This is a genomic window from Mesorhizobium sp. LNHC221B00 (assembly GCF_000502935.1).
Taxonomy (GTDB): domain Bacteria; phylum Pseudomonadota; class Alphaproteobacteria; order Rhizobiales; family Rhizobiaceae; genus Mesorhizobium; species Mesorhizobium opportunistum.
On the sequence record NZ_AYWR01000004.1, the window covers coordinates 276,942 to 289,284 of the forward strand.

The 12,343-nt window shown below is 64.5% G+C and carries 16 protein-coding genes and 1 pseudogene; 13 read left to right on the forward strand and 4 right to left on the reverse strand.

Going from position 1 to position 12,343, the window contains the following annotated elements:
* Nucleotide 1 precedes the first annotated feature (1 nt).
* Together ispG and X741_RS1000000168070 are read right to left on the reverse strand one after the other, a co-directional pair.
* On the reverse strand, nucleotides 2-1,255 hold the full coding sequence (gene ispG / locus X741_RS158690) for a flavodoxin-dependent (E)-4-hydroxy-3-methylbut-2-enyl-diphosphate synthase (RefSeq protein ID WP_023763698.1): 1,254 nt from the start codon (nucleotides 1,253-1,255) through the stop codon (nucleotides 2-4).
* 312 nt (nucleotides 1,256-1,567) lie between these two features.
* Nucleotides 1,568-1,741 (reverse strand): YdcH family protein, encoded by a 174-nt coding sequence (locus X741_RS1000000168070; protein ID WP_013892599.1) that lies wholly within the window; start codon nucleotides 1,739-1,741, stop codon nucleotides 1,568-1,570.
* 240 nt (nucleotides 1,742-1,981) lie between these two features.
* On the opposite strand from X741_RS1000000168070, the gene X741_RS158685 reads away from it, so the two are divergent.
* Nucleotides 1,982-2,185: a YdcH family protein gene (locus X741_RS158685; protein ID WP_013892598.1), complete on the forward strand. Its 204-nt coding sequence runs from the start codon at nucleotides 1,982-1,984 to the stop codon at nucleotides 2,183-2,185.
* Between the two features lie 35 nt (nucleotides 2,186-2,220).
* On the opposite strand, the gene X741_RS158680 is transcribed toward X741_RS158685, so the two are convergent.
* Entirely contained in the window at nucleotides 2,221-3,009 is a 789-nt protein-coding gene (locus X741_RS158680) for an IclR family transcriptional regulator (RefSeq protein ID WP_023776950.1), read from the reverse strand.
* Between the two features lie 169 nt (nucleotides 3,010-3,178).
* Between X741_RS158680 and X741_RS01000000166395 the strand changes: the two are divergent.
* The 11 genes and pseudogenes from X741_RS01000000166395 (at nucleotide 3,179) to X741_RS158635 (ending at nucleotide 11,525) form a co-directional block, all read left to right on the forward strand.
* A pseudogene (locus X741_RS01000000166395) lies at nucleotides 3,179-4,083 on the forward strand (transporter substrate-binding domain-containing protein).
* A gap of 70 nt (nucleotides 4,084-4,153) precedes the next feature.
* Entirely contained in the window at nucleotides 4,154-4,819 is a 666-nt protein-coding gene (locus X741_RS158675) for an amino acid ABC transporter permease (protein ID WP_013892595.1), read from the forward strand.
* Between the two features lies 1 nt (nucleotide 4,820).
* Nucleotides 4,821-5,471, forward strand: coding sequence for an amino acid ABC transporter permease (locus X741_RS158670; protein WP_023776951.1), 651 nt, complete (start codon nucleotides 4,821-4,823; stop codon nucleotides 5,469-5,471).
* A 4-nt stretch (nucleotides 5,472-5,475) separates the two neighbouring features.
* Nucleotides 5,476-6,270, forward strand: coding sequence for an amino acid ABC transporter ATP-binding protein (locus tag X741_RS158665; protein WP_023776952.1), 795 nt, complete (start codon nucleotides 5,476-5,478; stop codon nucleotides 6,268-6,270).
* Nucleotides 6,271-6,340: 70 nt separating this feature from the next.
* A complete protein-coding gene (locus tag X741_RS158660; protein ID WP_013892592.1) occupies nucleotides 6,341-6,805 on the forward strand; it encodes a RidA family protein in 465 nt (154 codons plus the stop codon).
* Between the two features lie 25 nt (nucleotides 6,806-6,830).
* Entirely contained in the window at nucleotides 6,831-8,036 is a 1,206-nt protein-coding gene (locus tag X741_RS158655) for an aminotransferase class V-fold PLP-dependent enzyme (protein WP_031249898.1), read from the forward strand.
* Between the two features lie 137 nt (nucleotides 8,037-8,173).
* Nucleotides 8,174-8,377, forward strand: coding sequence for a hypothetical protein (locus X741_RS0134320; protein ID WP_031249899.1), 204 nt, complete (start codon nucleotides 8,174-8,176; stop codon nucleotides 8,375-8,377).
* Nucleotides 8,378-8,423: 46 nt separating this feature from the next.
* Entirely contained in the window at nucleotides 8,424-8,963 is a 540-nt protein-coding gene (locus tag X741_RS158650) for a sigma-70 family RNA polymerase sigma factor (protein WP_023776955.1), read from the forward strand.
* Complete coding sequence (locus X741_RS158645; protein WP_023776956.1) at nucleotides 8,960-9,868, forward strand: anti-sigma factor; 909 nt, start codon at nucleotides 8,960-8,962, stop codon at nucleotides 9,866-9,868. The genes X741_RS158650 and X741_RS158645 overlap by 4 nt, the downstream gene beginning before the upstream one ends.
* An 86-nt stretch (nucleotides 9,869-9,954) precedes the next feature.
* Nucleotides 9,955-10,452 carry a 5-(carboxyamino)imidazole ribonucleotide mutase gene (gene purE / locus X741_RS158640; RefSeq protein ID WP_023776957.1) on the forward strand — a complete coding sequence of 166 codons (498 nt, stop codon included), beginning with the start codon at nucleotides 9,955-9,957 and terminating at the stop codon, nucleotides 10,450-10,452.
* Complete coding sequence (locus tag X741_RS158635) at nucleotides 10,449-11,525, forward strand: 5-(carboxyamino)imidazole ribonucleotide synthase (RefSeq protein ID WP_023776958.1); 1,077 nt, start codon at nucleotides 10,449-10,451, stop codon at nucleotides 11,523-11,525. The genes purE and X741_RS158635 overlap by 4 nt, the downstream gene beginning before the upstream one ends.
* Before the next feature lie 13 nt (nucleotides 11,526-11,538).
* On the opposite strand, the gene X741_RS158630 is transcribed toward X741_RS158635, so the two are convergent.
* Complete coding sequence (locus X741_RS158630) at nucleotides 11,539-11,958, reverse strand: lysozyme inhibitor LprI family protein (protein WP_023776959.1); 420 nt, start codon at nucleotides 11,956-11,958, stop codon at nucleotides 11,539-11,541.
* 231 nt (nucleotides 11,959-12,189) lie between these two features.
* Here X741_RS158630 and ykgO point away from each other — a divergent pair, with 231 nt between their 5' ends.
* The gene (gene ykgO / locus X741_RS158625) at nucleotides 12,190-12,315 is read left to right on the forward strand and encodes a type B 50S ribosomal protein L36 (RefSeq protein ID WP_006327841.1); all 126 of its coding nucleotides are present in this window, start codon (nucleotides 12,190-12,192) and stop codon (nucleotides 12,313-12,315) included.
* The last annotated feature ends 28 nt before the right edge of the window (nucleotides 12,316-12,343 follow it).

Sequence of the window (12,343 nt, forward strand, 5' to 3'; positions counted from 1 at the left end):
CCTACTCTGCCGCGGCCTTGCCGCCGCGACCGAACCTCTGCTCGATATAGTCGGCGACCATTTTCTCGAAATCCGATGCGATCGACGGCCCTCGCAATGTCGCCGCCTTCTTGCCGTCGACGAAGACGGGAGCCGTCGGCGTCTCACCGGTGCCGGGCAGCGAAATGCCGATATCGGCATGCTTGGATTCACCCGGGCCGTTGACGATGCAGCCCATCACCGCGACCTTGAGGTTCTCGACACCGGGGTATTTTTCACGCCACACCGGCATGTTCTTGCGCAGGTCCGCCTGGATGTTCTGGGCGAGTTCCTGGAACACGGTGGAGGTGGTGCGGCCGCAGCCGGGGCAAGCGGCGACGATCGGCACGAACTGCCGGAAACCCATGGTCTGCAGCAGCTCCTGCGACACCTGCACCTCACGCGTGCGGTCGCCATTCGGCTCCGGCGTCAGCGAGATGCGGATGGTATCGCCGATGCCTTGCTGCAAGAGGATGCCCATCGCGGCGGACGAGGCGACGATGCCTTTCGAACCCATGCCGGCTTCGGTCAGGCCGAGATGCAGCGCGTGGTTGGAGCGGGTGGCAAGTTCGGTATAGACCGCGATCAGGTCCTGCACGCCGCTGACCTTGGCCGACAGGATGATCTTCTCCCGACCAAGGCCGATCTCTTCGGCCATCTCGGCCGACAGGATCGCCGACTGCACGATCGCCTCGCGAGTGACTTCCTGCGCGGTCAGCGGGAAACCCTTGTCCTGGTTGTCGTCCATCAGCTGGGTCAAAAGCTCCTGATCGAGCGAGCCCCAGTTCACCCCGATGCGTACCGGCTTGTCGTACCTGATCGCCATTTCGACGATCGCCGCGAACTGCCGGTCCTTCTTGTCCTTGAAGCCGACATTGCCGGGATTGATGCGGTATTTGGCCAGCGCCTCGGCGCAGGCCGGATGGTCGGTCAGAAGCTTGTGGCCGATATAGTGGAAGTCGCCGACCAGCGGCACGTTGATGCCAAGCCGCAGCAAGCGCTCGTGAATACGCGGCACGGCGGCCGCGCTCTCGTCGCGGTCGACGGTGATGCGCACGATCTCGGAGCCGGCGCGGTGCAGCGCCGCGACCTGCGCGACCGTCTGGTCGATGTCGGCGGTATCGGTGTTGGTCATCGACTGCACGACGACCGGCGCGCCGCCGCCGACGACCACGCCGCCGACATCGACGCCGACCGAGGTGCGGCGAGGGAAGGGAAAGGAAAAATATCCGGTCATGCCGGCAGCCTTTTGTCTCTGAAGGCCCGTGCGTCCACTTGGACGCACGAACGCTCCCCGGGGCCGATACGCTGAAGTTCGGGCATGAGGTGGATGAGCAAAGATGGCTTGTCAATGGCGACAGGTCGCCACTGGCAGCGATTGATCCCCGCCGGGGACCTGAAACGGTCCACGACCCGGGGTCAAAAAGTGAGACCGGTAGAGATATTAGCTGCGGCTCATGGTGGAGCGGTGAAAATCAAAACTCACACCGGCGGCGCTTGCCGCCGGCAAGGAAAACCGCAAATGGCGAGCGGCTATATCAGGTGAGCGTCAATGCGTGGTCGCCCTCAGTTTTTCAATCTCGTCCTTGAGTGCCAGCTTGCGTCGCTTGAGATTCACGATTTCGAGGTCGTCCACCGACGGGTGGTTCATCGCGTCATCGATCTCGCGTTCGATGTCGCCGTGTTTCCGCTGCAACTCATCAAGATGGGATGCAAGAGACATGATTGGTTCTCCCTTTCATGGTTTCCTCGATTGCAGCCGTCAAAGGCACGTCCACCGCAGGTCGCTTCTGTGACGGCACAATGACACTGTGCCACCTTCCGGCTGGGATGTCGAATGCTGCGTGGTAGCATTCCACGACAATGTGAAATGTGATATGGCCTGCGCGCCGGTGGCAGAAATTGCCGCCCCCGCCCAATCAGGCCCAGTTTTTGGGCGCCGCAGACGTGCAGACGGTAGAGAATGTCCGATCAGGAACAGGCCGATATTCGCCTCGAATTTTCCCGGCTGAAGCAGGAACACGCCGATTTCGACGCGGCGATCAACGCGATGATCGCCATGGGTTGCGATCCGCTGCAAATCCAGCGCATGAAGAAGAAGAAACTGGTTCTCAAGGATCGGCTGATGGCGTTGGAAGACAAGATCATCCCCGACATCATCGCTTGAGCCGCGGGCACCAGGCGTCCTCCATCATGCTTCGCCTATCCGGCGATCGATAGCCTGGCGGCGCGCTCGCGCAGCAGGCCGATGAGGCTGGCGGTCCGCTCATCGGTGGTATCGATGGGAACCACCAGGCACATCGTCGCCTCGACCTTGCCCGGCGCTGAAAAGACCGGCACGGCAAGGCATTTCGTATAGGCATCGACCAGCCCCGAAGTGACGCAGTAGCCGGTGACCCGCGCCTTGGCGATGTCGGCGACGAAATCGTCGAGCTTGAGCTTGCGCCCGTCGGGCAGCACGAGATCGTCGTCCGATACCATGGCTTCGATCGCGGCCCTGTCCAGCCCCGCCAGCAGCAGCCGCCCCGAAGCGGTCCACGGCAGCGGTATCTGCAGGCCGGTGGCCGAACTGATGCGGAACGGCCTGGTACCCGGGCTCGCATGGACGATGGTGTAGCGGCCACTTTGCAACATGCACAGTTCCGAGGTCTCGCCGGTCTCGCGCGACAGATTGTCGACCTCCTGGCGCCCGCGCCGCATCAGGTCGTTACCGCGCACATAATCCATCCCGTAGAGGTAGAGCTTCTTGCCGAAATAGACGCGGTTGCCGTCGCCTTCCATTTCCAGCAGGCCGGCGTCGACCAGCGATCGCACCAGCGTGTAGATCGTCGAGCGCGGTGCGTTCACCCCCTTGGCAAGGTCGCCGATGCCGATGGCGCGCTGCGTCGTATGAAGAAACTCCAGGATTTCGAGCACCCGGTTGAGACCCTTTTCCCGAGAGCCGGAAATCTTCTCGCCGGCTGAAACAGCCAGGGCATTGCCATCTTGCATTGTCGGTTCCTGATGTTAGTATCTGTCTTGTACAGGATACATACGTCTCTTGTAAGAGACAATCGCTGTGAAAACAATGACGTGTCTTGCCTGTGCATAGGGGAACACAACACGAAAGGAGGTCGCCGTGAACGACACATCCGGAAGACGTGATTTTCTGAAATTGGGAATGGCGGGACTGGCGACGGCCGGCGTTTTGGCAACCGTCGATGCCCAGAAGGCCGCCGCCCAGGCAGCGTCCGACAGCTTGCTGCGCACCGTGCTCGACCGCGGCAAGCTCATCGTCGGCACCGGCAGCACCAACGCGCCCTGGCATTTCGAGAACGATGCCGGCGAACTGGTCGGCATGGATATCACCATGGGGCGCATCCTGGCCAAGGGCCTTTTCGACGATCCGACCAAGGTCGAGTTCGTCATGCAGGATCCGGCGCAGCGCATTCCCAACGTCACCACCAACAAGGTCGACATCACCATCCAGTTCATGACGATGACGGCGCAGCGCTCGCAGCTGATCAACTTCACCAGGCCGTATTACGTCGAAGGCGTCGCCTTGCTGACGCTTCCCAACGCCGAGAACAAGACCTTCGACAAATTGCTTGCCGGCGGTTCGGCGACGCGCATCTCGATCCTGCAGAACGTCGATGCGGAACCTTCGGTCCATTATGCCTTGCCGCAGGCGCAAGTGATGCAGATCGATACCCAGGCCAACGTGCTGCAAGCCTTGGAGTCCAAGCGTGTCGATGCGGCCGCGGTCGATCTCTCCACCGTGCGCTGGCTCGCCTCGCGCAATCCCGACAAATATTTCGATGCCGGCAAAAGCTGGTACTCGATGCTCTATGGCGCGGCCCTGCGGCAAGGNGCAATCCCGACAAATATTTCGATGCCGGCAAAAGCTGGTACTCGATGCTCTATGGCGCGGCCCTGCGGCAAGGCGATCTCGATTGGCTGACCTTCGTCGACCAGACCTTCACCATCGCCATGTTCGGCCATGAATCAGCGCTCTACGACGCTGCCTTCAAGGACTATTTCGGCCAGGAGCCGCCGGCGCGCCACCCGGGCTTCCCGGTCATCTGACCCAGCAGGCGGAGGGGCGGCATTCGCCCTTCCGCTTTTCTTCCGACGCCCTTCACACCGAGGCGGACGCATGGGCTATGCCCTCAATTTCAACCTGATCTGGCGGCATTTTGACAAGCTGTGGGGCGGACTGCTGCTCAGCCTCGAGCTTGCCGTCATCTCGATCGCCATCGGCGTCGTCATCGGGCTGGTGCTCGCGGTCTGGTATGTCTCGGCCGGACGCGTGGTGCGGGCGGTGATCGCCGCCTACGTCGAATTCATCCGCAATGTACCGCTGATCCTGCTGGTCTATCTCGTCTTCTACGGCTTGCCGACCGTGGTCGACCTCGCCTACAGCGCGCCGACATCGTTCGTCCTGACGCTGTCGGTCTATAGCGGCGCCTATCTGGTCGAGGTGTTTCGCTCGGGCCTCGAAGCCGTCCCGCGCGGCCAGCTCGATGCAGGCAAGGCGATCGGGCTGACACCGTGGCAGAGGCTACTGCATGTGCGCCTGCCGACCATGCTGCGCATCACGCTGCCGGCGCTGTCCAACACCTTCATATCGCTGTTCAAGGACACCTCGATCGCCTCGGTCATCTCGGTGCCGGAGCTCACCTACGGCGCCCAGTGGATCAACTTCAACACCTTCCGCATCGTCGAGGTCTATCTGGTCACCACGGCCATGTATCTGGTCACCGGCTATGCCCTGCTTTTCGCGCTCAGGCTCGTCGAGCGCCGGTTCAGGGCGGCGCGCTGACATGCTTGGCCAGATCTTCTACGCCTTGCCGTTCCTCGCCGAAGGCTTCGCCGTGACCTTGTGGGTGTCACTGCTGGTCGTCGTCCTGTCGCTCCTCGCCGGTGTCCTGTTGGGGGTCGGCCTGGTCTATGGCCCCACTCCGTTGCGCTGGGCGGTGCGCATCTTCTCGGACACCATCCGCGGCATCCCGATCCTGGTGCTGATGTTCTTCGTCTATTACGGCCTGCCGGCGATCGGGCTTCATCTGCCATCGTTCTGGGCCGCCGTGTTCGCGCTCACCTTGTTCAAGACGGCGCAAGTGGTCGAATATGTGCGCGGCGCCGTCGGCTCCATCCCGAAGGACCAGTCCGAAGCGGCGATGGCGATCGGGCTGACCTTCCGCCAGCGACTGGCCTACGTCATCTTCCCGCAGGCTTTCCGGCGCTTCCTGCCGCCGTGGATCAACGGCGTCACCGATGCGGTCAAGGGCAGCGCGCTCGTGTCGCTGCTCGGCATCACCGATCTGATGCAGGCCATCAACCAGGTCATCGGCCGCACCTATGAGGCGATGCCGCTCTATATACTGGGCGCGCTCATCTACTTCGCGGTCAACTACGCGCTCTCGCTCGCCAGCCGGCGGCTCGAGCGGCGCTTCTCCTTCATCCGGGAATAGCACGATGTCCGAAGCCTCAACTGTCAGTCCCGCGCTGCTCGACGTGCGCGATGTCTCCAAGGCCTTCGGCGCCGTCGAGGTGCTGCGTTCCGTCAGCCTTGAGGTCAAGCGTGGCGAGGTGGTCACCGTCATCGGCCCCTCCGGCAGCGGCAAGACCACGCTGCTGCGCTGCGTCAATTTCCTGGAGAGCTACGACAGCGGCTCGATCCGCATCGACGGCAAGGAGGTCGGCTACCGCGAGGCCGCAACGCGCCAGCGCCGCAGCGAGCGCGACTTGGCCAGTATGCGCGCCGAGACCGGCATGGTATTCCAGAGCTTCAACCTGTTTCCGCATTTGACAGCGGCCGGCAACATCATGCTCGGGCTCACCAAGGTGCGGGGAAAGAGCGAGGCCGAGGCGCGCCAGGCGGCCGAACACTGGCTCGGCCGCGTTGGTTTGGCCCACAAGGCCGACAGCCTGCCGGCCGAACTCTCCGGCGGCCAGCAGCAGCGCGTCGGCATCGCGCGCGCCGTGGCCATGGAGCCCAAAATCCTGCTGCTTGACGAGATCACCTCCGCGCTCGACCCCGAACTGGTCGGCGAGGTGCTGGCCGTGGTGCGCAGCCTCGCCGAGGACGGCATGACCATGTTGATGGTGACGCATGAAATGGCCTTTGCCCGCGACGCATCGAGCCGCATCGTCTTCATGGCCGATGGTGGCGTCGGCGCTGTTGGTCCGCCCAAGGAAATCCTCGCGGCGGACACAGCCAATGAGCGTCTCCGCACCTTCCTGGCGCGCTTCCGCGCCTCGCATTTCTGACATCGGACGGCCGACACCGCCCATTTTTTGAATATCGGATGGCTGAAGCCATCCAAGGGAGCCTTCTTCCATGACGCCTTACATCCGGCTCGCCGAACTCGGCCTGAAGCTGCCCGAGCCGCCGACGCCCATCGCCAACTTCGTCACCCATGCAGAGAGCGGCCGGCTGATCTTCCTCTCCGGCCAGGGACCGCTGCGCGCCGACGGCACGCTTTGCACCGGCAAGGTCGGCGAGGACGTCACGGTCGAGCAGGCGTATGAGCATGCCCGCCTCACCGGGCTCAATCTGCTCGCCGTCATGCATGCCGCCGCCGGCGATCTCGGCCGCATCGTGCGCGTCGTCAAGCTGCTCGGCTTCGTCAATGCGACGCCGACCTTCAGCGACCATCCGAAGGTGGTCAACGGCTGCTCGGACCTGTTCGCCGATGTCTTCGACAAGATCGGCGGCCATGCGCGCTCGGCGATCGGCGTCGGCTCGCTGCCTGGAAACATCACTGTCGAAATCGAGGCGGTCGTCGAGATCGCCGCAGCCTGATTTGTCACTCACGGGACCTGCTGACATGAAAACCTATTCCGACACCGGCTCCAACACCACGATCCGCGAAAGGCTGGGATTGCGGCCGATCATCAATGTCTCCGGCACAATGACCGCGCTGGGCGCATCGATCATCGTTCCCGAAGCGATCAGCGCCATGGCCGAAATGGCCTCGCAATGGGTGGAGATGGACGATCTGCAGCGCGCCGCGAGCACGGTGGTCGCGCGCCTCACCGGCGGCGAGGCCGGCTTCATCACCGCCTGCTGCGCCAGCGGCATCACCATGGCGATCGCCGGGGCGATGACCGGAACCAGCCTTCTCGCCATCGAGCGCCTGCCTGACGACACGGGCGACCTCAAGTCGGAGGTCGTCATCCAGCTTGGCCACATCGTCAATTACGGCGCGCCGATCGACCAGTCGGTCCGCGTCGCCGGCGCCAAAGTGATCCCCGCCGGCACCGTCAGCGTCACGCAGGACTATCACGTGCGCGAAGCGGTCAACGAGCGCACGGCCGCCGGCCTCTACGTCGTCGCCCACCACACGGTTCAATACGGCATGCTGTCGCTGGAGGAGTTCTGCGAGATCTGCCACGCCAAGGGCGTGCCGGTGATTGTCGATGCCGCGTCCGAATATGACCTGCGCGGCTTCCTCGCGCGCGGCGCCGACATCGTTATCTACAGCGGCCACAAATTCCTCTCAGGCCCGACCAGCGGCATCGTCACCGGACGCAAGGATCTGGTACGCTCCGCCTATCTGCAGAACCGAGGCGTCGCGCGCGCCATGAAGGTCGGCAAGGAGAGCATCGCCGGCACCATGGCGGCGCTGGAAGCCTGGGAGAAGCGCGACCACGCCGGCATCCGCCGTCGCGAGGAGGCTGCGCTCAACCTCTGGTTGGACGCTTTGCAGGGACTGCCGGGCATCTTTGCCAACATCATCCCCGATCCGACCGCCAATCCGCTCGACCGGCTGCAGATCTTCGTCTCGCCGGAGAGCCGGTTCAGTGCCGCCGGCCTCGCCTCGGCGCTCGCGGCAGGATCGCCGCCGATCATCGTGCGCAACCACGAGGTCGAGCGCGGCCATTTCTTCCTCGACCCCTGCAACCTTCACCCCGGCGAGGCCGAGATCGTCGCCGAACGGCTGCGCGCTGTACTAACCGCGAAGGACCGGCCTGCCGATGCGATGAAAGCCGCCCGCAAGGATTCGTCGGGCGTCTTGCGCTGGCCGGATTGAACGCGGAACCAGCATCGACTGGCTAAATCAGGCTGATCACGCGACTGTGAACAGCCTGATTTGCGCGCTGCGGGAATAAACCCCAGCCGCAACAAGTCTCCTTGTCATACGCCACTGCTGGCGTTGAGGAGGTCGGCATGCCCTATCATCGCGAGCCCGGCGAACATGGTCGCGGCGTCAGCCGTCGCCATGTGCTGGAGCGCATGATCGCCATCGATCCCTCCTCTGTGGTTCTTGACACCGGTGACGCAGATGAATTCACTTCCAGCAAGGCAGGCGACCTTGCCTGTTCCCAGGGGTTTTACCCCTGCGAGCAAGGCAAACTCGCTGTCGCGTCCTGAGGCGGCACGCCCGGTCTTGTCCGGAGTATCGGATCATGGTGCTGCTTTGAGCGAGAGGGCGCTGGCGGAACGCTTCAAAGAGGTGGTTCTGCCGCATCTCGGCGACGCGCTGGCACTTGCCCGCTGGCTGACCGGCAATGCCGCCGATGCCGAGGACGTCGTGCAGGACGCCTGCATCAAGGCGCATGCCGGGATCGCAGGCTATGCCGGCGGCAATTCCCGCGCCTGGCTGCTGACCATCGTGCGCAACACCTCCTACACCTGGATGGCGCGCAACCGGCCGCGCGGCATGACGGCCGTCGGCGACCTCGGCGATCTCGACGACATGGCCGCCGCGCACGGCACCAGCCTGCCGGACGAGGATGGCCCGGAGGCAAGCCTGATCGCCAGGGCCGATACAGAGGCACTCGAGGCGGCGATCGCCGCCTTGCCGCAGCCGTTTCGCGAAACGCTGGTGCTGCGCGACATCAATGGCCTGAGCTATCGCGAGATAGCGGCTATGCTTGCCGTGCCGATCGGTACGGTGATGTCCAGGCTGGCCCGTGCTCGCGGCCTGCTGGCGTCTGAACTGGGGAGAGCGTCATGACACACGACGACGGACTGCCCAATGATCCCGAAGGTATCAGACTGATGATTCATGCCCTTGCCGATGGTGAGCTCGATGCGGCCGCCGCACTTGCCGTGGAGCGGCGCATCGCCGCCGACCCGCGGCTTGCCGCCGAGCATGCCCGTATCATGGCCTTGCGGGGAGCGGTGAGCCGCTTGCCGCGCCCCGATGTCAGCAATGCCTTTCGAGCCCGCATCGCGGCGATCGGCATGGCCGGCACCGAACAACAGGAGCAGGCCGGGGCGACGGAGCCGCAACGGGACGTGCCGTCGGCGCTGCCGGGATTGATCGCAGGTGCCGGTGGCGGCCAGCGCCGGGAAGCCGGGACACGGCCTTCCCAGGCGCGGCCATCACCAAGGGCGCACCGCTTCGGCTCGTTCGATTGGCGCGCCATGGCCGCGTCGATCATGATCAGCGCGGTGCTGGCCAGCGGGGCGACGCAATGGGTGATGTTCAGTGGCGCGGAAGATGGCTTTGCCGCCGCGGTCGCCAGCGGCCATCGCCGCAGCCTGTTGGCCGCAAGCCCGATCGACATCGTCTCGTCCGACCGCCATACGGTCAAGCCCTGGCTCGATGCCCGGATCGGCGTCTCGCCGCCGGCGCCCGATCTTGCCCAGGACGGCTTTGCGCTGATCGGCGGCCGGGTCGAGGTGATATCGGGCCGGCCGGTGCCGGCACTGGTCTACCGGCACCGCGAGCACCTGATCACACTGGTCGCCGAGCCGCAGCAAGGCGGCAAGACCGCCCAGCCGGACGACCTTTCGTCGGGCGGCTTCTCGATGGTCCACTGGAGCGATGGCGCCTTCTCCTACTGGGCGATCTCCGACATGGAGCGGCCGGAGCTTGACGACTTCGTCGCCCGCTTCCGCAAGGCTGCGGTGTGAGTCAATACGCGGCCACTTCGGCTGCGTATCCTTGCCGTGGCGCCCGAATTCCGCTAAGGCGCGCCTTTGTCGCTGGGAGCATTAGCTTGAACGATCAACGCGCCGACGTCGCCATCATCATGGGGAGCCAGTCCGACTGGGCGACCATGCGCCAAGCCGCCGAAACGCTGGACGCGCTGGGCGTTCCGCACACGCGGCTGATCATCTCCGCGCATCGCACGCCCGACCGGCTCTACGAATTCGCCAAGGGCGCCAAGGCTGCCGGCTACAAAGTGATCATCGCCGGCGCCGGGGGGGCCGCTCATCTGCCGGGCATGACGGCGGCGATGACGCCGCTGCCGGTATTCGGCGTGCCGGTGGAATCGAAGGCGCTGTCTGGACAGGATTCGCTGCTCTCCATCGTCCAGATGCCCGCCGGCATTCCGGTCGGGACGCTGGCCATCGGCAAGGCTGGTGCGGCCAACGCCGCCCTGCTGGCCGCTGCCGTGCTGGCGCTGAACGACGACAAGCTCGCCCAGCGGCTCGATGCCTGGCGCGCCTCGCAGACCGCCAAGCTCGCGACCGAGCCGACGGACACGCCGTGAGCCTGCCCGCCGGATCGACCATCGGCATCATTGGCGGCGGCCAGCTCGGCCGCATGCTGGCGATGTCAGCCGCCCGCCTCGGCTACCGCACCATCGTGCTGGAGCCGCAAGCGGATTGTCCGGCCGCGCAAGTCGCCAACCAGCAGATAACGGCCGCCTATGACGACCCGGCGGCCCTTGCCGAACTGGCAGCGGCAAGTGCCGTCGTCACCTACGAGTTCGAGAACGTTCCGGTTGCCGCCGCAGGCGCGCTCGCCGCCAAGGTGCCGGTCTACCCGCCGCCACGCGCCCTCGAAGTGGCGCAGGATCGGGTGGGCGAGAAGACGTTCCTCAACGGCATCGGCATTGCCACAGCCGATTTCCGCCCCGTCGACACTGACGACGGACTGACAGCGGCGCTGAAAGCATTCGGCGGCAGCGGCATCCTGAAGACGCGGCGCATGGGCTATGACGGCAAGGGCCAGCGCGTCTTCCGCAACATGGAAACCGGCGGTTTTGCCGGCACCTGCGAGGCGATGGGCAATGTCCCGCTGATCCTGGAAAGCTTCGTGCCGTTCGAACGCGAGATATCGGTGATCGCGGCGCGTGGCCTGGACGGCGCGGTCGCCGCGTACGATCCGGCCGAAAACGTCCACCGCAACGGCATCCTCCACACCTCGACCTTGCCGGCCGCCATCAGGCCTGAAACAGCGCAGGCGGCACGAGCGGCGGCGGCAAAGATCCTGTCGGCGCTCGACTATGTCGGCGTCATCGGCGTCGAGTTCTTCGTGCTGGCCGATGGCTCGCTGCTGGCCAACGAGATCGCCCCGCGCGTCCACAATTCCGGCCATTGGACCGAAGCCGCCTGCACCGTCTCGCAGTTCGAGCAGCACATCCGCGCCGTCGCCGGCCTGCCGCCGGGAGACCCGAGGCGTCATTCCGATTGCGTGATGGAGAACCTGATCGGCGATGACGTGCTGCGTGTCCCCGAACTGCTCGCCGAGCCCGACCTGATGCTGCATCTCTACGGCAAGGCCGAGGCGCGGCTCGGTCGCAAGATGGGCCATTTCACCCGCATCGGCCGCCGTACTTAACTTCGAAACGGGCCTATTGCACCTCGTCGCTGTCCTCATCGGGGCTGGCGCAACTGACATCGCCTTCCTCGCAATTGGCCGCGGCGGCGAGTTGCCTAGTGCGATCATCGGTCAGCCTGGTGAGGCATTGCGAAACCGCCATCGCGTGAATGGAACCGCCTGCGCTGGCGGCCGTGGAATGCGCGCACTCGGCGTCGCGGAAGGCGATCCAGGCACGCTGTGCCGCCTGCAGCAATCTCTTGCCGTCGGCATCGTCCGAGCTGATCAGGTCCTGGTAGGCCGCATTGAGCCTAGCGTCGGCGGCCTGGTAATCCTCGCCGGCACAGATGTTCATCATTTGCTGACTGTCGTCCGAGCGGTCGCATTCCTGCGCCCGGACAATCGAGGTTTCGGCCAGCAGGACAAGGCAGGCGGACAGGAAAATTCGGCGCATGGTCATCCCCCAAATCACGTCACGGCTGGCGGATCATTCCAGCCGGGCCACGACCATGCAATGCCGCAAGGCCGATATGGCGTATATTTGATGATAAGGCGGAGTGGAGCACGCTTGCGGTTGACACGGACAAGCCTCCTCGTTTATGAGCCACCCACAGTTCAAAGGCGCGTCTTCTGGCGCGCCTTAAAATTTCGACCCGGGACCGGGTCCACACCGACAGGCAAGACCATGAAGATCAAGAATTCGCTCAAGGCGTTGAAGGCGCGTCACCGCGACAACCAGCTGGTTCGCCGCAAAGGCCGCGTCTACATCATCAACAAGACCGCCCCCCGCTACAAGGCGCGCCAGGGCTGAGTTTTCGGCCGGAGGCTTTGCCTCCGCC